Here is a 21,832-nt window from a genome sequence, read left to right on the forward strand (position 1 = left end):
TTCACTCCCTCACAATAATTTTTCATATAATTGTTCACTTGAAGAATTTAGTCCACGAATCGTGACTGCTGTCCCTTTACTTTCAAGCTTTGATACCACTTTTAAAATGGCACCCACTGCAGATTCATCCCACAGCTGACTATTTTCAAAATCAATGACAATTTGCTTTTCATTTATCTCATCAAATGTCTGGATAAACTTCGTCGTAGAAGCAAAAAATAATGGACCTTGTATTTTATAGATACCCTCTTTATTCGTTACCGAGACACGCGATATCTTCGCAACGAAGAATAATGCACTTAGAACAACCCCAATCACTACACCAATTGCCAAGTTATGCGTGTATAAAATAATCACCACTGTTATCAGCATAACAATAGATTCTGATCGTGGTGCAGTTCGAAGAAATTTAAACGATCCCCAGTTGAAAGTCGTAGCCGCTACCATAACCATGACGCCTGCAAGAACAGGCATCGGAATTTTGGAGACCAAATCCCCTAATACCATAATCAAAAACAGTAAAAATACTCCAGCAGTCAATGTAGATAATCGACCTCTACCACCCGATTTGACGTTTATGACGGATTGCCCTATCAACGCGCAGCCTGCCATTCCACCAAAGAATCCAGTGATGAAGTTAGCAATACCCTGTCCGCGTGCTTCACGGTTTTTATTGCTCGATGTATCTGTCATGTCATCCAGCACTTGCGAAGTCAGCAACGACTCTAGTAACCCGACAATCGACAGTGCCAATGAATACGGTAAAATAATTTTCAGGGTCTCAAAGTTCAATGGAATATTAGGGAAAAAGAATGTTGGCAATGAACTCGGCATCGCCCCCAAATCTCCGATCGATTGTAATCTAACTCCACTGAACAGCGCAATGGCTGTCATAACCACAATCGCAATCAGCGGAGCCGGTATCAATGTAAAGAAACGCGGTACTGCATATACTAAAATCAATGTAGCGATCGCAAATACATACGTCATCATACCCGAACCAATCAAATATGGTAGCTGTGTAATAAAAATCATAATTCCTAGCGCATTTACGAATCCTAACATCACGGAGTTCGGTATGAAGCGCATTAAATTTGCGACTCCTAGTGAGCCTAAAATCAATTGAATAATACCCGTTAAAATAGTGGCTGCCAGTACGTATTCGAGACCATGATCGGCCATTAAACTGACAAGTACTAATGCCATGGCACCCGTAGCAGCCGATATTAATCCAGGTCTGCCTCCGACAAACGCAGTAATAATGGCAATAGTAAATGATGCATATAGCGCGACACGCGGATCAACCCCGACGATAAACGCAAAAGCCAATGCTTCCGGAATGAGCGCTAGTCCTACGACTATACCTGCTAATATATCGGCACGCACATTACCAAACCATTGCTGTTGTAAAGTTTGCATATTGTTCCCCTCTCGTTATGGAAAAGTTCATACTATGTTAGAAGACAAACAGCATATCATTTCTAACCCCTTAATTGAATCATTTTAGGAAACAATCTGGATACATAGTGTATAGATATATTCGTCCGATTGTAGGTGAACAGCCAACTAATCAAACAATACACCTCCTAACACTATATACGATATCAAAGAAGAAACTGGTATCAGTAAGTCAACATTTTATCACTATTTAGATAATCAATCCTCATCAACCTCAAATAGTAACTAACTATTTACATCTGACTATTTTTGTCTATCGCAATGGATCCAAAATAGCCATCCTTATCTATTCCAACAAATTATAGACCGTGTTATTAGAATAATTTAATGCTCATTTCATCTAATGTACCGTCTTCTACGTTAAAGATAAATAATTGATTTTAACCTCTTGATATTGTAAGAAACTAGACCTATATGTTATTTAGTGTAAGTAATAGACTTTTAACCTATTTTCATAGATTTAAACTTCACCAGGATGTATAATGAAATAAAAACAGACGGGAGTTAGGATTTCTGATGATTAGATTCAATAGTATTAAGTCAAAACTACTAACAGGCTTCTCTATTGTGCTTTTATTAATAGTTTTACTAGGTATATTTATTTTCTCTACCCTCCAAGCAAATAATGAAGCAACGAAAAACATTCTAGAAAAAGAGTTGCCTCTATTAATTGCAGACGAGCAGTTGGCACTTGGTATGGCGAATCGGATCGCCTCCTCCAGGGGATATATTATGACAGGAGAATCAAGCTACAAAGAGATATTTGATACATATACAGAAGATGGTGTAAAGCATCAAACCACTGTTAGTGAGCTGGGAAATTCGAAGGAAATACAGGATTTGATTCAAAGAACCGTCGAATGGCGGGAGTACATCACAGAAAATGTTTTCGCGGAATATGAACGTGGTAACAAAGAGTTGGCTGAACGTAATTTGTTGGCCTCGAATGATGAGGCACGCAGCTTAATGCACTCATACGAAAAAGCAGCTGAGGATCGTGAAGTCATCATTATTGATATTGAAAAGAATTTGCTTGCAAGTGGCAAAAATACATTGATTTTGGTTACAAGTATAATAACCTTAGTTATTCTTTTGAGCATGGTAGTTGCCGCCATTACCGCCAATTCTATTTCCAAGCCTCTTCACGTGGTAATGGAACGAATGAAACGTATCGCTACCGGGAATTTAAGCAGTCCGCCTTTAGAAACAAATTTGCGAGATGAAATTGGACAACTGTTCGCATCTACGAATGAGATGAGTAATAATACGCACAAACTATTGGATGAGATACATACTGTGGCTCAAACGGTTTCATCACAAAGTGAAGAACTGACTCAATCTGCTGGAGAAATAAAGATAGGTACTACTCAGATCGCCACTACAATGGAAGACTTAGCTTACGGCACTGAATCCCAAGCCACTAACGCGAGTAGTTTATCGACTTCAATGGAAGTCTTCGTCTCTAAAGTAATGGACGCCAATGAAAATGGAGTCCATATTCACCAGTCATCAAATGAAGTGCTGAACATGACAAGTACTGGGAGCAAAGTGATGAATTCTTCATTGGAACAGATGCAGATTATCGATCAAATCGTCCATAATGCAGTGACAAATGTAGAAGGATTAGACAAGCATACACAACAAATTTCCCAACTTGTTTTGGTTATACAAGGAATTGCAGCACAAACTAATTTATTAGCGTTAAATGCAGCGATCGAAGCAGCTCGAGCTGGTGAACACGGTAAAGGATTTGCTGTGGTGGCCGATGAAGTACGGACCCTGGCAGAACAATCTTCCGCGTCCGTTACCAATATCACTGAAATCGTCAATCGGATTCAAACTGAGTCCACTATGGTTACCAATTCATTACAAGAAGGATATAAGCAAGTGGAGGAAGGGACAAACCAAATAAAACGTACTAATGAAACATTTGATAATATAAGTGACGCCGTAACGGATATGGTCAATCGGATCCAAAGTATTTCGAACGACCTTCAAGATATTTCGGAAAGCAGTCAGGAAATGAGTGGGTCCATCGAAGAGATTGCAGCGATTACTGAAGAGTCTGCTGCAGGTGTGGAGCAAACTTCAGCATCTTCACAACAAGCAAGTAGCGCAATAGAAGAAATAGCAAGTAACTCCGACGATTTAGCCCGATTGGCTGAAGAACTCAATGCGCTTGTACGAAAATTTACTTTATGATTGAAAAAGCGTCTGCTACTATGCAGACGCTTTTACGTGATTCGTTTTATTTTTTAAAGGGTGAGAAATAAATATCCCTTCTGCAACCTCTCCCGACAATTTCAATCCACACTCCCTATACGGGGAGCGACGATAAAAGACATCCAAGTATTGAACCATTGTGGTATTTCAATCCACACCCTCTATACAGGGAGCGACCGCAATATATAAACAAAAAACTTAATCCAAATCTATATATTGTCTATTCCATTATAACTTACTACTCTAAAAAGTTAAACGACATTTAATTCAGCAGTTTTTCATAAATTAAATGCGCGAACCTATCTGGATTTTTATGTTTCCTTAAGGTTCGCATACTAGAAGATCAGTGGTTCCACATCTACAGGTCTAACTTTTGTATCATGATTGTTTCCTAATCGATCATATTGAAGACTATCTACTTTGGAATCCATATTCACTTCCACTTAATAAGGTTTTGTTTACAATACATTTACATACAGAATTCCGTACATGTTACAACACTTGTCTTATTAAAATAGACGAATAAGCATCAAGATCACTGCGTTAGTGAAGGGCTAATAATAATGCTTTCACATATGTGATTAGTATTCTAGATACTTTTCCCTTTAAAACAGATGTGTAATTGTTTGTTGTTTTCCTTTTGCGAAGTTGTAATATTTTAATCCCTACACTCTTTTACCAAAGCTAGACTTACTTACTGTACAATTATATTCTGCAGACAAATATTTTTTCAATCCACATCCATTTAACGTGCTTGACTTCTGCCAAAATTGCCTCGCTTAATTTCTACAACTTCATATACCGTTACAAATGCATGTTTATCTATGTCACGAATGATTTCTTTCATCTTACTATCTTCCAAATGATAAATATTACAAGTGATTTCTATGAATTCCTCTTTTGTAAAACTCTCCTGCACTACTTGATATGTTGCTCTCCGACCTAAACGTCCGTGAATCTCTTCTATCATCAATTCAGGTTGATCCGTTACAATCTTATATGTTTTGGAACCACTAAATCCAATTTCCATGATAGATATGACTTTCGATGCGATGAAATAAGCAATTGCTGACATGATCGCACCAGTCAACCCAAAGACGGTTGAAACGACAATAAAGACAAAGATATTTAAGAGTAAAATTAGATCACTTGTCCCAAATGGAAGTTTTCTCGAAAGCAATACTGCGAGCATATCAATACCGTCGAGTGCTCCACCATTACGCAAAGCTATTCCGATTCCGACTCCAATAATGATTCCGCCAACGACAGTTATCAATAATGTATCATCTTGTACAATGATGGGAATATGATGCATTAAACTTGTACTGGCACTTAAGGATACGATGCCCACCACAGAAAGTGCTGCAAAGCGCCTACCTACCTGTTTGTAACCAAGGAAGATAAACGGTATATTTAAAATCGCAATTAATACACCTAACGGAAGTCCAAAAACTTTAGAACCCACAATACTTAGTCCTGTAACCCCACCATCCGATACATTATTTGGAATAAGGACTGACTCAAGTCCATACGCTGTAATCACTGCACCCATCATGACGAAAAAGGCTTGAAATAGAAGACGTAATGTCTTATGTGACTTCTTTGTAATTACTTTCATTATCTCATTCCTTTCAGTTATTTAGTAAGTCACATACTTCTATTTACCATACCCTTTTATCGATATAAACTATTCCAAAGACAGTAGATTTTTGTAGTTTTTTGTATCAATGACATGACGCGCGACTAAATATAGTAGTAGCATACAAACCACATGGCCGCAGTAACCCAAGAGTCGTATCGAAAAGGTAAAGACCAGTCATCCCATGATGACTGGTCTTTCTAGTAGTTAAAATCTTGATTTTGCTGGTTTCTTCATTGGGGCTTTATTCATCAAATACGAGATGAATGTATCATCCGCCAAGCTGGGATTGGATGAGTTCAGCAACACAGCTAGATTCTTCGCATCATCGAGCGCTCTATGGGCGTTATGCACTTGAATTCGGTGCGCTCTCAGCAATTGTTGCAGTTTGCCGTTTTCAAATCCGTAATTTTTCCATTTGATTTGTCTGACGGAGCAATACCAGTCCATGTCGAGCGTTTCAGGTAATAGTCGACTGACGAAGCCCCTATCAAATGATGCGTTATGTGCTACTATACCGTCTGCTTGATCTAGTATTTTTAGTATTCTATCCATATCAAGCGACTTCCCTCTAACCATCTGATCGGTAATGCCAGTGAGCTGGGTAATTATCGGGGAGATAGAATAGAACGGTTCTTGAAACTCGCAATACTCATCTGCCACTCGAACAATACGATTATCTTCATACTCTCCAAGCATAACCCCTAACTCGATTACTTCACTCGTCTCGGCACGCATGCCTGTTGTCTCCACGTCAATAAATGCTATATGTTTTGTCATGTGAAAACTCCTTTTACACTCTATTTGCATGATATCGAGAATATAATTATGAACAGTTCTATCCTTTTAGTATATCAGGATTTCAATACAATATGTTCCATTTGAACTGTCAGCATTTAATTGAACGTCTAGTAATTTCATAAGTTGCCACACAATTCAACGTGCTGTATACTAGGATTGCTTACATGATTGTCCGTCCGGGTGCTTGAGAGAATCAGGCTGAGATAGCAGATGAATCCTCTGCTGACCGTTAATCTGATCTGGGTAATGCCAGCGTAGAGAGCGTGATCGATGGAATTATACAGGAATCTCTTTCCTTCCTCGGCCGTCTGCTCTTCAGACGGCTTTTTTGTATAAAAAATAACGAGGAGTGGAAGAGTTTGAAAAAGTTAAAGTTTACCGATTTATTGATCACCATCATGATCGGCGTTGTATTTGGCGTGCTCATGAAGTTTTGGGATGATTTATACACTGTCGTCAAACCGATCATGCCTGTTGCACGTCAACTGCTTTACGGTATGTGGTTCATGGTGGGGCCGTTTGCCTTCCTATTATTACGAAAGCCCGGTACTGCATTCATCGCAAGTATTGCGGGGGCTTCCTTGTCTGCATTTGCCGGCCATGGTATTGAAGTATTGATGTATGGATTCGTACAAGGACTTGCTGCTGAATTATTGTTCGCTGCATTCCGTTATCGACGCTATTCTATTTTAATTGCAGGGTTAGCAGGAGTCGCGTCATGTCTTGCAAGTTTCGGACTTGATTTGATTTATGGTTATGCAGCACTCGAAACATGGGCACTCATTGTGAAATACGGATTACGTGCAATCAGCGCATTCATCTTCACAGGTATTTTCGCTGTGTTTATTGTAAAAGCGCTAGAAGCAACAGGTGTGACATCGCTAATTCGCCCCGTCGATAAGAAAGAATATACGATGCTTGATCAGTAAAAGCGGAGGTATGATCCAACTATGAATAACATCAGCGTTACCGATTTACGACTGAAGTTTCCTGGAGAAGATGCTTTGGTCTTTAAGGACCTCTCCTTCTCTGTTCAGCCCGGTGAAAAAGTTCTTATGCTCGGTCCTAGCGGTTGTGGGAAATCCACTTTACTTCAAGTACTGAGTGGCATTATCCCGAACTCTATCGAACTGCCAATGAAAGCAACAAGCATTCAGTTACCTGACTCGTGGGGGTTCGTTTTCCAAGACCCAGATACACAGTTCTGTATGACCTACGTCGATGAAGAACTCGCATTCGTTTTGGAGAATCTTCAAGTGCCGCGTGAAGAAATGGCCCCTCTTATTGAGGAGGTGTTGAAGCGTGTAAACTTGCACTTGATAGATGCCCACACGCCCATCAACGAAATGTCTCAAGGTATGAAACAACGGTTGGCATTGGCTTCTGTTTTATTATTGGAACCGGACGTGCTATTTCTGGACGAACCTTCCGCATTACTGGATCCGGAAGGCACGCAACAGATTTGGACTTCTATTAAAGAAGCAACCGCTGATAAAACTGTGATCATCGTGGAGCATAAAATCGATTTGATTGCTGACTGGGTAGATCGTGTTGTGTTGTTTAATGATCATGGTGTCATACTAGCAGACGGTTCACCTGCAGATATTTTTGCAAACTTTCAGGAAGAACTGAAACGTTATGGCATTTGGTATCCAGGGGTATGGGAAGAATATAAAACTTCTGATGCATTTCAATTGATGATGCTAAATCGTCAAGCGGTTTCATCACAAGAGAAAATTCATATCGAGGATTTTCACGGTTATCGTGGTCAAGTGGAGAAGATTTCTGCCAAGCATGCGACTGTACAGGCCGGTGACTGGATTACAATTGTAGGGGAAAATGGTTCAGGTAAAAGTACATTGCTTTTATCTCTTATGCAATTGCTTCGGACTAACGGCGTCTATGAAGTGAACGGCGTAGCCATTGTATGGAAAAAGAAGAAACGGCAACTCCCGAAAGGTCTATCGCTCGTCTTTCAAAATCCCGAACTACAATTTGTAACGAACTCGATTACGGAAGAATTAACAGTATCTTTGCACGGTATGCCAAAAGCCGATGCAAACATGTATGCGAAGGAATTGATGCGCTTATTTAACCTGCCCGATTCCGTTTCACGCCATCCTTATCAACTATCTACGGGCCAAAAGCGTCGCTTGAGTGTAGCAACTGCCCTTACTCCTAGTACGGATATCTTGTTACTCGATGAACCTACTTTTGGACAGGATGCACGAAACACATTCGCTATTCTTGAGAAACTGGAGCAGTTGCGCACGAAAGGCATGACAATTTTGATGGTTACGCATGATACGGAAATTGTGGAGAACTTTGCTACTGCTGTTTGGACTGTAGTAGATGGCGTTGTGCAAACGGATAGTGGCGTAGGGGGTGCGATGGATGTTCAATTGGTTCACACCTAAACGCGAAACCTGGCTATTCCGAGTCAATCCAGCGCTAAAATTCATCGTATTTTTTGCGTTCTTGATCATTACGCTTGTGAATCAAAGTTTACCTTTTGCTATCTCACAGGCTATTCTATATGGAATATTATTTTATGTATTCAGTGGCTATTCACTAAAGAAACTTTTATTGCTTTCCATTCCGTTAGTCATTTCATTCCTATCCACTGGATTGACGATGTTATTATTCGGTAAGGGTGAAACGGTGTTGTGGCAATGGGGACTATTCAAGATCTCCGAGGAGAGTATTCAACACGCGCTGTTGCTCGGGAGTAAATCACTTTCATTTGGCTTCGTCGGTTTTACGTTTATCTTAACAATCCAACCCATACTATTCTTTTATGCTATGATGCAGCAGTTTCGTCTGCCGTCCAAATATGCTTATAGCTTTATTGCAGCTTTTCGTTTAATTCCTGCTGTCACTGAAGAGCTGCAAATTCGCAGGAACGCGTTGAAAGTACGAAATATACAGTTTTCCAAAGGGATTAAAGGTGTGTATGCGCGATTGCAATCCTATACCGTTCCTCTTTTTGCCCAAAGTATACGCCGTGCGCAACGCATTGCCGTTGCGATGGAAGCGAAACAGTATCAGATGGGTGCTGCAAGGACGTATTATTATCCTACACGGTATAATGGAATAGACGTGGTTTTTGTACTCGTCATGATATGTAGTTTATCTCTAGCTTTTTTACTATCTGTTTATAAATAGTTACTCGATAACCAACACATATCCTGTATAACCACATTAAAAGAGAGCACAGTTCTAGTTCAGATTCTGTGCTCTCTTTTTACATTCCACATGCTAATGATTTTACGGACTTCTTTAGCTTCTGGGGTGACAGCTCTTCAAATACTGCCCGATACCAATCCATAAGCTCCACATAAATCTCTATCTGAAGCAAATCGCCATGCAATCCATTGTGATTTCATCAATTTTGTAGGTAAACTGTTACCCGTCGGCATGAAGTAACGAAGCTGCTCTTCCGTGACAATTAACCGATCTTGCAAATACAACGCATAAATACGTGTGAGCATTCCTGGAATAATAGCGAGAACGATAACAGCGAATAATAGCATAATCTGCATTGGAAAAACCATGCTTTACAAATTGATAAATTTCATAGATTGCTGTTATCAAAAGCAATAGAAAGCTTAATGGTAACCAAAAATAGTATTGCATAGGTTTTACGCGTGTATTGTTTTTATACTATTGTTCTTTCATCTATCTCTCCTTATATACCTGCATGGGTATAGTAAATTATTTAATATTTGATATATACGTAATTGCTATTTATTGGGGTAGTCGTTTCAAATAATCACGAAACCATTTGTTCTTATGGAACAAGACTCAACAAACCTAGCGAATAGTATGCACTCTCGAATAGTTAGAATTATTAGTATTGACAAAGCATATACATTTCATTATATTAAACCTACTATATCAATAAGATTTTAAGGAGTTGTTTTCTATGAAACTTTCAACAAAAATCACAGTCGGTCTCGTGTTCGGCATTGTTTTCGGGATTATTCTAAATATCCTTCTCCCACAAGCAGTACCTCTATTGAATGAATACGTACTTTCTCCAATCGGTAAAGTTTTCTTGAGCTTAATCCAGTTCGTAGTAGTACCCATTGTTTTTACATCATTGATTGTAGGTTTTTCTAGTATAGATAACTCTGAAAAAGTTGGACGGTTGACAGGGAAGTTATTATTCCTTTACATAAGCACAAGCATACTCGCGCTTGTCATTGGCTACATTACCGCTTCAGTTTTGAAACCAGGGAATATGGTAGATGGCTTAGGGGAATTGGCAGCCGGCGAGGCAAAGGAAGGACAAGGTATACTTGAATGGTTAATTTCGATAGTTCCTACCAATCCATTCGAAGCATTTGCAACAGGGAATTTGTTGCAGATTATCTTCACGGCAATTATTGTTGTCATTGGAATTCGTATGGCTGGCAGTCATGCAAAACCATTTCTTTCATTCGTAGAAAGCGTACATGCTATCGTAGAAAAGATTACAATGCTTGTTTTAAAATTATCTCCAATAGGTGTTTTCGCCTTAATCAGTTCCGTAATTGCCACCCAAGGTCTTGATATTGTGCAGAAGTTATTTGTTTATATCTTAGGATTAATCTTAGCTTTGACACTGATGGCTATCGCGTACTTTGTTATTCTAAGCTTCTTACATGTGTCTCCAAAGCACTTCTGGAAAAGCTTCCAGCCGACATTCGGTATCGCATTCGGTACTGCTAGCTCCAATGCTGCGTTGCCGGTCGCTATTGAAAATAGCAAAAAAGAATTTAAAATGAAGGAGGATATTGCAGGCTTTGCAATACCTTTAGGAACTGCCTTGAAGCGTGACGGTGCTTGCATTTTACAGACATTCAATGCTTTATTCGTTGCTCAGCTATTTGACATCCAACTTAGTGGCACACAAATCCTAGCGATCATTGTCAGTGCACTTGTCGTGTCATTTAGTACAGCAGGTGTTCCAGGGGCAGGTATCATTATGATGTCCACCGTACTTGCTGCCGCCAACTTACCTCTTGCGGGTATTGCGCTTGTCGCTGGAGTGGATCGTTTGACTGATGGCTTCCGCACATTGTTGAACGTATTTGGCAATACAGCCAATGCAGTGATACTAGATAAGTGGGAAGGTAATTCTTCAATTACCGACATGAAAATGCATAGTCCAGAACCAGCATACGTGGACAGTAAAAGACTCTAAAAAAACTGCCGTAACATATCTGTAGGATACGCTACGGCAGTTCTGCTTTATATTGTTTATTTAATTATCGTGACAGAGCTATTCACATGTTTAATTACTTTTTGACTGACACTACCCATAACTAGCTTTTTAAGTAATTTTAAACCGCGACTGCTTAGGATGAGATGATCAATTTCATTCGTGTTTACGTGTTTAATGATTTGCTGATGCGGATTTCCCCGGAGCATTGTAACTTCTGCTACGATTCCACTATCATTGACTAACTTCAATGCCGATTGCATCTTCTTCTTCTGGTACATAGCAAGACTGTTAGGACTTTGTTTTAACAATCGCTCATCCTCTTTATTAAAGTCGATCACATGGATCAATTCCAGTTTCGCTCCAGAAAATTGTTTCATTAACATGATCGCGTAATCTGTTGCCCGTAATGCATTATCTGAGCCATCTACCGCCACAGCAATCTTCATGATAAAACCTCCTAAAACTACTTTCTACGTTTGTACAATTGAGATCTTCTCTCAGCTTCCGTCACAGACATAACATTCCATTCTCATACTCTATACCCTTTTCACGAATCATATAGTCCAGCAGTAAATACCTGTTCTATCAATCCAAAATCATTCTACCAATTATTTAACAAAAATCCAACAATCAGCTTCCTATAAAACCATAATTCTAATATTAAAGTCCAGTAACAAGACAATATGACCACTTCATTTACTTAACAATTGTGACTGGACAATTTGCTTGCTCCATTACACTGCGACTTACACTACCAAGCACTACTTCCTGCATTATGTTCATTCCACGACTACCCAGTACCAATTGCTCAACATTTGCTGTCTGCAGATGTTTAATGATTTCATGGTCTGGATTTCCTCGTAACAGCGTGATACTCGTTTTAACTCCGACTTTTTCCGCCAATTTCACTACTGGCCTCACAATTCGATCTTGATATAAGGATAAGCTTTTTAGATTTTGCAACAGGAGTTGTTCATCTTCCACTTTGTTATAGTCGGTTACAGAAATTACTTCAAGCTCCGCGTCTTGTGCATCTTTTAAAAGTGTCAGCGCATATTTCGCTGCACGAAAAGCATGTTCAGAACCATCTATAGCTACAGCAATTTTCATACTAACAGCCCCCCATTGTTTCGAATAATCACTATTGTTAGTATATACCAGAAGACGATAATATTCAGTAATCCAATCAATGTGGAATACGAATGGACTAACACATCTGAAAAAAACGTTAACTCATATAATATGAATTAACGTTTTTTATAATGTGAGATTAAATTAAGCGAGCAATAATCGATTAGCGAGCAATCTTCCGCGAACTGTAATACCCACCCACGCTGCAAGAAATGCTTTGATGAAACCACCGATTAAAAATGGAACAAAGCCCGCCATGACAGCAGCTGTCCAAGAAAGTTCCGCAATAAACTTTAGCCATACTGTACCAAACGCTAAGGCGATGAACATTCCAATGATATTTGCAATAATTGCATTTGATAGTTTGAAACTTGTGCGCTCCATATAATAACCCGTAATGAATGCGGTTGGGATAAAGCCAATTAGAAATCCGCCGGTAGGTCCAAAAATCACACCGAACCCTGAAGACATACCCGAAAATACAGGCATCCCTACCGCTCCCATAGCTAAATATATTAGTACAGAAATCGTTCCATAACGTGAACCTAAAATAGTAGCTGCTAAGCCAACTGCAAGTGTTTGTCCTGTAATCGGAACTAATGGCAGTGGTATCGTTAGCTGTGCCATAATACCGATAATGGCCGCGAATAATGCGGTTACAATCATCATTTTCAATTTATTTCGTGAGTCTATCATTTCTTTAATCCCCTTTGAGTAAACCATTCCTTAAGTAGCGTTGACATGTATTTTATAGTATATAAATATATGTGTCAATCGTTTCTAGTTATTTGTTTACTCTAGGACGTTAGATGGATTACACTTTTTCAGACTTTTATACTTCCATTATCATTTTAGCCACTGAAGGTAATAAACCACCTAGCAAATACGCATCTTTTTCCATTATGTTATCAATTCTAAGCATTACGAAAAATTGAATGATTTCACTGTTTGATCTCACTGCCTTCATGCGATTCTTCATCATCTTGTCTGATTTGATTCTTTTTTGTATTTATCCATGGATTATACCCCTTCAACTGGAGTCCCATCTCACATGTGCTTAACAACCTATTTTGATATGTTTTCAGAAGTAAAAAGCATAAACTCTATATTTGAGCTTATGCTTGTGTATTCAATTCTTATTTTTTCAACCCTTGTAAAAATAAGAGTGTAATCTCTTCAGCCAGTTCTTCTGGTGTATGTGTGCCCGTCCAAAGTTTGGTGATCGCGAGATATTCAATAGCTCCAACCATTGCTGCAGCGACAACGCCAAAGTTTATATTGGTATGAAAATATCCAAGCTCTGCTTCTTCTTTAAGATTACGTTCTAATTGTGCGGTCATTTGTTCTTTAATGTTAGCGGCTTCTTCCGAAACAACAAAACCAATCCGTGCAACTTCTTCATTCTGCTGGAATAGTTCAAAAACAGCACATAAACCATAAGCAATACGCTCCATTAGCCCCTCTTCTGCTATATCTGCGGGAAGTTTGCTTTGTGCTACTTGATGATATAATTTTTCTTTGAATATATCGACTAATTCCTGAAATACAGCTTCTTTACTTTTAAAATATAAGTAGAACGTTGGCTGTGTGACATTTGCTTCCTTCACGATTTCACTAATCTTCGTTTTATAAAAACCATGAATAGCGAATTGTGTAGCGGAAATTTCCAAAAGTGTTTTACGACTTTTTTCGCCATCTGCCCCTACTCGTCGGCCTCTTTTTTTCAGTTAACCCACTTCCCATCTTCATATAAAAATTATTCATATATATATTATATTGTACAGCGATATGCGAATAAAACCAAACAATATATTGAATTTTAAAAGATATCAATCTACTTGTTCTGATTAAATTATTCTTACTATATATTAATATTAACTATTACACTTTTATAAGGCGTTATACATACGACTCACGACAGATATAATTTAATAGTATGTATACTATGGATTGGACGCTTTCTGGCGAATGGGTGCTACAGAAATTCAACTTACGCAAAGTTTATTTCTTTTGCGAATTGCTTGGTTGGGAATAACCACCAAACTAACTTTACACGCTTTCATTGTTTCTCCTTAACTATTTACTAATCTGTTATGTATATAACAGATTAGTTGACATTCTGCAAAATATATCGAATAATAGAAAGAAAGCGCTTACATTTTTAACTTACTAATTGAATAGATTATGTTAAGGAGGGATATGTATGAAGTTGGCCAGAAATATTATTATAGCCCTAATCGCAGGGGTCGTCGTCGGTTTACTATTGAATATCTTCACTCCTAGTCTTTTTACAAAAGCTGACGCATTTCTTTTTAAACCACTTGGTATAATCTTCTTGAATCTGATGAAGATGCTAGTCGTGCCCGTGGTGTTCATTTCTATCGTCCTTGGAACGGTTGGAATTGGTGATCCGAAGAAATTAGGTAGAATTGGTGGGAAGACCATCGGCTATTTCTTGATAACTACAGCCATCGCCCTAGTCATTGCCATTTCACTCGGTCTATTATTAAAGCCTGGTGAAGGAGGTAATTTTGAAACAGCCAATGCCACTTACGAAGCACAAGAAGCTCCACCAGTAGCAGAAACCCTATTAGGAATTATTCCTACAAATCCGGTTAGTGCTATGGCAGAAGGTAATATGCTTCAGATTATCTTCTTTGCAGCATTGGTTGGCTTTGGAATGGCCATGATGGGTAGTAAAGTTGAAAGAGTAAAAGAGTTTTTCGAGCAAGCAAATGAACTCATTATGTATCTGATTACATTTGTCATGAAGTTCGCGCCATACGGGGCATTCGGTTTGATTGCATCAGCTGTTGGAAGCCAGGGTATAGATGCACTGAAGGTAATGGGTATGTATATGGGAGTGGTTCTCGGAGCCCTCGTAATCCATACCATTTTCGTCTATGGCGGATCAATCGCATTGATCGGTAAGCGTAGCCCAATTTGGTTCTTTAAAAACTTCTTTCCAGCACAAGTTGTTGCATTCAGTACAGCAAGTTCTGCTGCAACACTACCGATTTCAATGAAAACAGCGCAGGAAAAGTTAAAAGTACCCGAGTCTATTAGTTCGTTCACGCAATCCCTTGGGGCCACTATTAATATGGACGGTACCGCAATTATGCAAGGGGCAGCTGTAATCTTCATCGCACAGGCTTATGGCGTTGAATTAACTATAGGACAGTTACTCACTGTTGTTTTAACAGCGGTACTGGCTAGTATTGGAACGGCTGCTGTTCCAGGTGCGGGCCTCATCATGCTAGCAATGGTTCTGACATCAGTCGGACTTCCGGTTGAAGGAATTGCGCTCGTTCTCGGAGTAGATCGCTTACTTGACATGGTGCGTACAGCTGTCAACATTACCGGTGACGCTGCATGTGCTGTTATCGTTGCGCAAACAGAAGGTGTGTTAGGTGAGCCAGATGTTGAAAAGGCGCCAAAGAATACGGAAATTGCATAAGTTTCACTAATTCCTGTACGGGAAACTCTCATGTGCACAAAACATGACAGCTTTCCGTGCAGTTTTTTGTCATGTTGGAAACTGATGCGGGCTTCTAAAATTTCATCTTCAGAGATAGTAATGAACATACCTCCAGTCTCCCTAATAGCTTCCACTATTTCTTTGGACCAGGCTGGTGACTCAATGGCAAAACCTTCCGCAAGAGTTACTTCATTCACGACCGACTTCACCGTATGCCCTTGAAATTGTTCATAGACTTCATAAGCATACGTTTTCGTACCTTCATAAAAGTATGGCTCAAGATCATATTCATTATCTCCGTTATGTCGATATCATTTACTTATTAATAGGTTTTTATATGTCTTTATCGGATAAACTGAATACATGGGAGGGATCACTTTGAATGTATTAATTGAATGGCACTATAAATCAAAAAAAGGAACAACAACCGTTTTCAAGTCCGGAGAATTACCTGCAGACCAAGCCCTGCTAATTGCTGAGGACTTAGAGAAAACAGGTCGCACAAAGCAAATCATGTTTACAGATCAATTTGATAGTTCCTGGACTATTAAGGAATTAAAAAGCTATTTGAAGGGCATCGAAACAGAGCCACATAATATCGCTGTATACTTCGATGGTGGATTCGATTGGGATACAAAGTTGGCCGGTCTCGGTTGCGTACTCTATTATAACCAAAATGGTAAATCTTATAGACTACGAAAAAATGCCATTGCTACACACTTATCCTCAAACAACGAAGCAGAATATGCAGCACTTCATCTGTGCTTGCAAGAACTTGAAACGCTTGGAGCGCACCATTTACCCATTGAGATTATGGGTGACTCACGGGTCGTAATCAATCATTTAAGCGAAGAATGGCCTGTAATTGAAGAAGAACTGTACAGTTGGGCGAATAAAATTGAAGAAAAGATGGAATCTTTAGGATTCCAACCACGGTATGAACTAATTTCACGCAAGAAGAACAGCGAAGCAGACCGTCTAGCCACACAGGCTTTGACGGGTGTGGAAATTACAGCGACTATTGAGAGAACGTGAGAAGTTTAGGCATAACTACTAGCTATCCTGTATATCCGAGTCGCATCATTCGTTAAACTCTTACCGAAGTGCATAGTACATTTAATACATCACCAACATTTTTTCACATCAAAAATCCTAGTTCAGTCTGTTATGCAGACTGAACTAGGATTAGAAACTAATTATGCTTTTTTCATTTCGTACATGGATGTATCTGCTTTCTGAATCAACGCCTCAAAAGTCTCTCCATCATCCGGATAAACTGCGATTCCCATTGAAGCGCTAACAACGTTGACCGATTCTATATCCAAATTGGATAATTTACTTCTTAAACACCGAACATAGTCTGAAAGAGTATCCTCTTTTAAATCGAGAATTACATGCACAAACTCGTCGCCACCCCATCGCACAACATAATCTTCTTTTTTCGCATTACTCATAATTAGTTCGGCAACTTGACGTAATAATTCATCACCTGTTTGATGACCGAATGTATCATTTATATTCTTAAAATCATCAAGATCAATCAATACTACGCCAATTTTCTTCCTTTGATTACTATATTGGGAAATCTGTTTCCTAAATACTTTATCTATTGTCCGCCGATTATATGCATTGGTTAGCGGATCTTTCTCTGCGTAAAACTTGGCTACGTCGTATTGTCTACCACCGATCCAGGCAACCAGCAAAAAAATCCCTGTCAAAATAAAGAAACTCTTTTCGAACAGATAACCTAAATAGATATTGTAATAGCAATAGCGTAAGATATTGAACAATATAACAATACACAACGCCACTACTCTACCTCTATACTTCATAATACATCCCCATATCAAACTACATTTTCTCAATCTTACCACAGATGAAATACACTAGAAAAGAGAATGGTTAATTGAAACTACACAGATTATAGTACTTTCTAGTTCACAGTCTGAGTGAGCCTCGGAATCCTCTTGCAGCATAATACGACTCTGCTCCATTGTGATACAAAAATACTTGATCATATCGACGATCACAAAAAAGAGCTCCACCACGTTTCCTGATTTCTTCTGGTGTCTGCACCCAGCTCGATGTTTTTCTATCAAACTCCCCAAACTGTTGGAGCCAACGGTATTGTTCCTCCGTCAATAATTCAATTCCCATCTCATTCGCCAGATCCATCGCGTTGTTCTCCGGCTTGTTCTTCTTTCTAGATTCTAAAGCTTCTCGATCATAGCAAACACTTCGGCGACCGACAGGACTCTCTGCTGAACAATCAAAAAAGATATATTGGCCCGTGATTTCATCATAATCCACCACGTCTGGTTCCCCTCCTGTAACTTCCATTTCATTAAGGGACCATAGCTTTTCCCCGTTTTCTAAAAGCTTGGCATGTAATGAAGACCAATCCATATCTGCGTGGCGAAACATATTATTCACGAAACGTAATTGAAGTGTTTCGAGGATTTTTTCCAGTTGTTCTGTTGATAACCTGTTATTTACATTTGTCATGTTCTCTTCCTCCTTATTCACTCTAACGCACTGGTTACTAGGTGTAGTATGTTCATTTTAATTTTTTATACAAGTAGTTGAGCCATTTTTTCAAACTATCATACGAAAATTAATGGTCATACTGTGCCCGGTGACTAGAAAACGTAAAGGTACTACCTCACAGATCTCTCGGATTTTTCTATGGATTAACAGATTTCACTTATAAACATGGTATAATAATAAGCAGATTATTACCATACTATCGTTATTACATCGGACTAATGAAAGATGACTCTGATTTTCGGGAGGAGATTTTAAGATGAATGGATATATGAATATTCTAGTCGCGGTAGATGGTTCAAGTGAGGCAAAACGGGCTTTTTATAAATCGATAGAGGTTGTAAAGCTAGAAGAAAATGCGAGATTGCACATCGTCAGCGTCATTGATATCTTTTCGATTGACGAAGATGACACTTCCTATCTAGAACGGGAAGAGCAACGCATAGGGGATTTGCTGAATAGCTGTAAAACCCTTGCTAAAGATAAAGGTATTGACGATGTGGAAACATACATCAAACATGGTGATCCGAAAGTAAGTATTTCCAAAGAACTTGCTCAAGTAATAGAAGCCGACTTAATCGTCTGCGGTGCTCAAGGTGTGAAGAACGCAGAGCATTTTTTTCTAGGCTCTGTCTCTGAGGCAATTGTTTTGACTGCATCCTGTGACGTATTGGTCGTCCGAGGTAGTGTAAAATAATACATGAATGTCTGTATAACAGTAGACTTAAAAATCCGCTGTTACACAGGCATTCGTTTATTTTTTATAAACAATTTCCATTCCCTTTTGATCCAATAAGTATCGAAGACCTTCACGGAAATTCGTAAACGCACGAATTTGATTAAATTTCGATACATTGGATAGAATTAAATTTTGAGCAAACTCCGGTGAAAAACCTACAAAAATGGTTTCTGTGCCCATTAATTGCAACACACTGACCAATTCATTAATTTTTTCACTCAATAACTCATACCCCATATTTTCTTCTACTGCCAATGTGCTGATATCGGTAAAATCAATGACTACTGTAAGTATGTTGTTAGCAGATATTCTTTGCACAATCTTTTCTTGGATATGCATAAAGCGTCCTACTGAAAGAACTCCGGTTAGCGGAACTAAAATGGTTTCTGGTACGATAGAAGGAATTATTGGCGCTGATAAATCCTCTATAATTTTCTCATACTTTATCATTTGTTTTCTAAGTTCTGTAATTTCTTGTGCTGAATTTGTTTCTCCATTCATGTAAGAATCCCCCACCTAGCAAGTAATATTGTATATTCACATACTTATATTTTCATGGATTAATCATACCATAAGATGATCGTGTTGGACTTATCCAGTTCGTTGCAAATCGTTGAAACTATACATTTAACACGATAGACTAAATTAGTAAATATCCAATCAAAGGAGTTTAATTATACGGCTTATCAACCCGATACAAGCGAGATTACGGAACTCATACAACAACTCGTATCATTATTTGCTATCAGATCTGTAAAGTTAGTAAATATATACAAAAGATACTGGGCCTTAGATGCTTTAGAATCTATTCGATTGATTGACATTTCACGTAATATAACAAATAATAAAAGGTAAGCGCTTTCAAATATACAATGATTTATATTAAATATAACGAGAACGTTTCTTGAATCTTTATATTCGAACAGTTCTCATTAAGGAGCAAGCACATATGGCATTCACAAGCTTAAACCAACTGATCGAGCATGCGGAACAGAGTCAAAAACCAATATACGAGTTAATGATTCAATCCGAAATTAAGCAAAAAAGCATGCAGAGGGAAACTATCATCAAGAAAATGTCAGAACAGTTTACGGTGATGGAAGAAGCTGTTCGTAAAGGGACAACTACATCCGTAATGTCACGCACAGGACTAACTGGCGGTGATGGACAGCGCTTATATGACTATGCCGAAAAGGGGAATTCTTTCGTTCATCCTTCTACTCTACACACCGCTGCAAATGCGCTAGCTGTCTCAGAGGTAAATGCGAATATGGGACGAATCGTCGCAACCCCTACTGCGGGATCAGCAGGAATCTTGCCTGCCGTTCTCGTACATGCGCTAGATAGTGGCAAGTACACACGCGAACAAGTTGTCTTATCCATGTTCACGGCTTCCGCGCTAGGCTTAGTCATCGCAAATCGCGCTTCCATTTCTGGAGCTGCAGGAGGATGCCAAGCAGAAATCGGCTCTGCTACTGCAATGGCGGCAGGAACATTAGTGGAACTTGCCGGTGGCACACCTGACCAAGTCGGTCATGCAATAGGTATTGCGCTGAAAAACTCATTGGGACTTGTTTGTGATCCTGTGGCGGGTCTTGTAGAAATCCCTTGTATCATTCGAAATGGACTACATGCCATCACAGCTGAAGCGGCTGCAGATATGGCGATGGCAGGAGTGGTGAGTATCATCCCTCCAGACGAAGTGATCCATGTCATGCACGAAGTCGGACAGAATATGCCAGAGTCACTGCGCGAAACGGGTATCGGTGGCCTAGCTGGTACACCCACAGGGCAAAAACTGAAAAACCAAGTATTCGGGAAAGAAAAAGAGTCAAAAGAAAAAAGCAGTGGTGCGCCTGCTAAATACCAAAGTGCCTATGAAATCATCGGTCCTGTCATGATTGGGCCATCAAGCTCCCACACTGCTGGAGCCGTACGAATTGGAAACGTTGCACATCAGCTATTGAACGAGCAACCCATTCATGCGAAGTTTTCACTAATGGGTTCTTTCGCAACGACTTATCAAGGACACGGTACCGACTTGGCACTTCTTGCTGGTGTCATGGGGTACAATACGACAGATGATAGAATTCCGCATGCGATAGAACTTGCGATTGAGATAGGATTAGAATATGAATTTACGAAACGTGTGCTTGGGAGCTATCATCCAAATACCGTGCTCGTCGAGTTAACAGGACCGACCAACAAAATAAAAGTCCTCGCCAGTTCACTTGGCGGAGGCAAAATCGAAGTACAGGAACTTGATGATTATCCATTAAAATTCTCAGGCGAACGTCCAGCACTATTGATTCGCCACACCGATCAAAAAGGCGTCATTGCAGATCTTTTAGGTATTCTCTCGAGAAAAGGAATCAATATTGCCCGTATGGCGAATGAACGATTTGCAATTGACGGCCCCGCTATTACGATTTGTGAAATCGATAGCTCTGTAGATGAAAAAATGCTTACGGAGTTAAAACGCGACGTGCCTATTATTGATGATATTGTATTAGTAGAGACAGAATAAACACGCAGTAAAATACCAGACTTGAAGACACTTTCTATTGTCTTCAAGTCTGGTATATTTTTTACCGTATTCCTTTACATCCA

General features: G+C 39.3%; 20 protein-coding genes and 1 riboswitch. Of the genes, 9 read left to right on the forward strand and 11 right to left on the reverse strand.

Annotated elements, in window-relative coordinates; genetic code table 11:
* Positions 1 to 9: 9 nt before the first annotated feature.
* Entirely contained in the window at positions 10 to 1,419 is a 1,410-nt protein-coding gene (locus tag CSV75_RS13815; RefSeq protein WP_099676294.1) for a SulP family inorganic anion transporter, read from the reverse strand.
* A 555-nt stretch (positions 1,420 to 1,974) separates the two neighbouring features.
* Between CSV75_RS13815 and CSV75_RS13820 the strand changes: the two genes are divergently transcribed.
* Complete coding sequence (locus CSV75_RS13820; protein ID WP_099676295.1) at positions 1,975 to 3,660, forward strand: methyl-accepting chemotaxis protein; 1,686 nt, start codon at positions 1,975 to 1,977, stop codon at positions 3,658 to 3,660.
* A 766-nt stretch (positions 3,661 to 4,426) separates the two neighbouring features.
* Here CSV75_RS13820 and CSV75_RS13825 read toward each other — a convergent pair.
* Positions 4,427 to 5,299 carry a YitT family protein gene (locus tag CSV75_RS13825; protein ID WP_099676296.1) on the reverse strand — a complete coding sequence of 291 codons (873 nt, stop codon included), beginning with the start codon at positions 5,297 to 5,299 and terminating at the stop codon, positions 4,427 to 4,429.
* A 228-nt stretch (positions 5,300 to 5,527) separates the two neighbouring features.
* Complete coding sequence (locus tag CSV75_RS13830) at positions 5,528 to 6,100, reverse strand: exonuclease domain-containing protein (protein ID WP_158231670.1); 573 nt, start codon at positions 6,098 to 6,100, stop codon at positions 5,528 to 5,530.
* A gap of 187 nt (positions 6,101 to 6,287) precedes the next feature.
* Positions 6,288 to 6,399: riboswitch (TPP riboswitch) on the forward strand.
* Between the two features lie 81 nt (positions 6,400 to 6,480).
* Between CSV75_RS13830 and CSV75_RS13835 the strand changes: the two genes are divergently transcribed.
* Genes CSV75_RS13835 through CSV75_RS13845 form a run of 3 tightly spaced genes read left to right on the forward strand, consistent with a single transcriptional unit; the run spans position 6,481 to position 9,286 of the window.
* The gene (locus tag CSV75_RS13835; RefSeq protein WP_255406664.1) at positions 6,481 to 7,050 is read left to right on the forward strand and encodes an ECF transporter S component; all 570 of its coding nucleotides are present in this window, start codon (positions 6,481 to 6,483) and stop codon (positions 7,048 to 7,050) included.
* Between the two features lie 21 nt (positions 7,051 to 7,071).
* Positions 7,072 to 8,538 (forward strand): ABC transporter ATP-binding protein, encoded by a 1,467-nt coding sequence (locus CSV75_RS13840; protein ID WP_099676298.1) that lies wholly within the window; start codon positions 7,072 to 7,074, stop codon positions 8,536 to 8,538.
* On the forward strand, positions 8,516 to 9,286 hold the full coding sequence (locus CSV75_RS13845; protein WP_099676299.1) for an energy-coupling factor transporter transmembrane component T family protein: 771 nt from the start codon (positions 8,516 to 8,518) through the stop codon (positions 9,284 to 9,286). Before CSV75_RS13840 ends, CSV75_RS13845 begins: the two co-directional genes overlap by 23 nt.
* A 137-nt stretch (positions 9,287 to 9,423) precedes the next feature.
* Here the strand turns inward: CSV75_RS13845 and CSV75_RS13850 are convergent, their stop codons facing one another.
* The gene (locus tag CSV75_RS13850; protein ID WP_099676300.1) at positions 9,424 to 9,663 is read right to left on the reverse strand and encodes a DUF6526 family protein; all 240 of its coding nucleotides are present in this window, start codon (positions 9,661 to 9,663) and stop codon (positions 9,424 to 9,426) included.
* Between the two features lie 383 nt (positions 9,664 to 10,046).
* Here CSV75_RS13850 and CSV75_RS13855 point away from each other — a divergent pair, with 383 nt between their 5' ends.
* Positions 10,047 to 11,309, forward strand: coding sequence for a dicarboxylate/amino acid:cation symporter (locus CSV75_RS13855; protein WP_099676301.1), 1,263 nt, complete (start codon positions 10,047 to 10,049; stop codon positions 11,307 to 11,309).
* 56 nt (positions 11,310 to 11,365) lie between these two features.
* On the opposite strand, the gene CSV75_RS13860 is transcribed toward CSV75_RS13855, so the two are convergent.
* The 4 genes from CSV75_RS13860 to CSV75_RS13875 form a co-directional block, all read right to left on the reverse strand.
* Entirely contained in the window at positions 11,366 to 11,776 is a 411-nt protein-coding gene (locus CSV75_RS13860) for a universal stress protein (RefSeq protein ID WP_099676302.1), read from the reverse strand.
* A 250-nt stretch (positions 11,777 to 12,026) separates the two neighbouring features.
* Complete coding sequence (locus tag CSV75_RS13865) at positions 12,027 to 12,440, reverse strand: universal stress protein (RefSeq protein WP_099676303.1); 414 nt, start codon at positions 12,438 to 12,440, stop codon at positions 12,027 to 12,029.
* 165 nt (positions 12,441 to 12,605) lie between these two features.
* Positions 12,606 to 13,157, reverse strand: coding sequence for a biotin transporter BioY (locus CSV75_RS13870; protein ID WP_099676304.1), 552 nt, complete (start codon positions 13,155 to 13,157; stop codon positions 12,606 to 12,608).
* A gap of 440 nt (positions 13,158 to 13,597) precedes the next feature.
* A complete protein-coding gene (locus CSV75_RS13875) occupies positions 13,598 to 14,131 on the reverse strand; it encodes a TetR/AcrR family transcriptional regulator (RefSeq protein WP_158231671.1) in 534 nt (177 codons plus the stop codon).
* 533 nt (positions 14,132 to 14,664) lie between these two features.
* On the opposite strand from CSV75_RS13875, the gene CSV75_RS13880 reads away from it, so the two are divergent.
* Positions 14,665 to 15,918 carry a dicarboxylate/amino acid:cation symporter gene (locus CSV75_RS13880; protein ID WP_099676306.1) on the forward strand — a complete coding sequence of 418 codons (1,254 nt, stop codon included), beginning with the start codon at positions 14,665 to 14,667 and terminating at the stop codon, positions 15,916 to 15,918.
* A gap of 399 nt (positions 15,919 to 16,317) precedes the next feature.
* Positions 16,318 to 16,974 (forward strand): reverse transcriptase-like protein, encoded by a 657-nt coding sequence (locus tag CSV75_RS13885; RefSeq protein ID WP_099676307.1) that lies wholly within the window; start codon positions 16,318 to 16,320, stop codon positions 16,972 to 16,974.
* A 161-nt stretch (positions 16,975 to 17,135) separates the two neighbouring features.
* On the opposite strand, the gene CSV75_RS13890 is transcribed toward CSV75_RS13885, so the two are convergent.
* Both CSV75_RS13890 and CSV75_RS13895 read right to left on the reverse strand, forming a co-directional pair.
* Positions 17,136 to 17,771 carry a GGDEF domain-containing protein gene (locus CSV75_RS13890; RefSeq protein ID WP_099676308.1) on the reverse strand — a complete coding sequence of 212 codons (636 nt, stop codon included), beginning with the start codon at positions 17,769 to 17,771 and terminating at the stop codon, positions 17,136 to 17,138.
* Between the two features lie 106 nt (positions 17,772 to 17,877).
* A complete protein-coding gene (locus CSV75_RS13895) occupies positions 17,878 to 18,444 on the reverse strand; it encodes a DUF4256 domain-containing protein (protein ID WP_099676309.1) in 567 nt (188 codons plus the stop codon).
* Between the two features lie 298 nt (positions 18,445 to 18,742).
* On the opposite strand from CSV75_RS13895, the gene CSV75_RS13900 reads away from it, so the two are divergent.
* The gene (locus CSV75_RS13900; protein WP_099676310.1) at positions 18,743 to 19,180 is read left to right on the forward strand and encodes a universal stress protein; all 438 of its coding nucleotides are present in this window, start codon (positions 18,743 to 18,745) and stop codon (positions 19,178 to 19,180) included.
* A gap of 57 nt (positions 19,181 to 19,237) precedes the next feature.
* Here the strand turns inward: CSV75_RS13900 and CSV75_RS13905 are convergent, their stop codons facing one another.
* Positions 19,238 to 19,723 (reverse strand): STAS domain-containing protein, encoded by a 486-nt coding sequence (locus CSV75_RS13905; protein WP_099676311.1) that lies wholly within the window; start codon positions 19,721 to 19,723, stop codon positions 19,238 to 19,240.
* Between the two features lie 403 nt (positions 19,724 to 20,126).
* On the opposite strand from CSV75_RS13905, the gene sdaAA reads away from it, so the two are divergent.
* The gene (gene sdaAA, locus CSV75_RS16670) at positions 20,127 to 21,749 is read left to right on the forward strand and encodes an L-serine ammonia-lyase, iron-sulfur-dependent, subunit alpha (RefSeq protein ID WP_369825388.1); all 1,623 of its coding nucleotides are present in this window, start codon (positions 20,127 to 20,129) and stop codon (positions 21,747 to 21,749) included.
* The last annotated feature ends 83 nt before the right edge of the window (positions 21,750 to 21,832 follow it).

This window comes from Sporosarcina sp. P18a (assembly GCF_002743135.1).
Taxonomy (GTDB): domain Bacteria; phylum Bacillota; class Bacilli; order Bacillales_A; family Planococcaceae; genus Sporosarcina.

Excerpts from the sequence above, each read along its gene's own strand:
- CSV75_RS13900 (WP_099676310.1), top strand. The coding sequence starts at position 18,743 with ATGAATGGATATATGAATATTCTAGTCGCGGTAGATGGTTCAAGTGAG.
- CSV75_RS13890 (WP_099676308.1), bottom strand. The coding sequence starts at position 17,771 with ATGAAGTATAGAGGTAGAGTAGTGGCGTTGTGTATTGTTATATTGTTC.
- CSV75_RS13820 (WP_099676295.1), top strand. The coding sequence starts at position 1,975 with ATGATTAGATTCAATAGTATTAAGTCAAAACTACTAACAGGCTTCTCT.
- CSV75_RS13815 (WP_099676294.1), bottom strand. The coding sequence starts at position 1,419 with ATGCAAACTTTACAACAGCAATGGTTTGGTAATGTGCGTGCCGATATA.
- CSV75_RS13845 (WP_099676299.1), top strand. The coding sequence starts at position 8,516 with ATGTTCAATTGGTTCACACCTAAACGCGAAACCTGGCTATTCCGAGTC.
- CSV75_RS13905 (WP_099676311.1), bottom strand. The coding sequence starts at position 19,723 with ATGAATGGAGAAACAAATTCAGCACAAGAAATTACAGAACTTAGAAAA.
- CSV75_RS13860 (WP_099676302.1), bottom strand. The coding sequence starts at position 11,776 with ATGAAGATTGCTGTGGCGGTAGATGGCTCAGATAATGCATTACGGGCA.
- CSV75_RS13865 (WP_099676303.1), bottom strand. The coding sequence starts at position 12,440 with ATGAAAATTGCTGTAGCTATAGATGGTTCTGAACATGCTTTTCGTGCA.
- CSV75_RS13895 (WP_099676309.1), bottom strand. The coding sequence starts at position 18,444 with ATGACAAATGTAAATAACAGGTTATCAACAGAACAACTGGAAAAAATC.
- CSV75_RS13830 (WP_158231670.1), bottom strand. The coding sequence starts at position 6,100 with ATGACAAAACATATAGCATTTATTGACGTGGAGACAACAGGCATGCGT.
- CSV75_RS13840 (WP_099676298.1), top strand. The coding sequence starts at position 7,072 with ATGAATAACATCAGCGTTACCGATTTACGACTGAAGTTTCCTGGAGAA.
- CSV75_RS13880 (WP_099676306.1), top strand. The coding sequence starts at position 14,665 with ATGAAGTTGGCCAGAAATATTATTATAGCCCTAATCGCAGGGGTCGTC.
- CSV75_RS13850 (WP_099676300.1), bottom strand. The coding sequence starts at position 9,663 with ATGCAGATTATGCTATTATTCGCTGTTATCGTTCTCGCTATTATTCCA.
- CSV75_RS13870 (WP_099676304.1), bottom strand. The coding sequence starts at position 13,157 with ATGATAGACTCACGAAATAAATTGAAAATGATGATTGTAACCGCATTA.
- CSV75_RS13855 (WP_099676301.1), top strand. The coding sequence starts at position 10,047 with ATGAAACTTTCAACAAAAATCACAGTCGGTCTCGTGTTCGGCATTGTT.
- CSV75_RS13825 (WP_099676296.1), bottom strand. The coding sequence starts at position 5,299 with ATGAAAGTAATTACAAAGAAGTCACATAAGACATTACGTCTTCTATTT.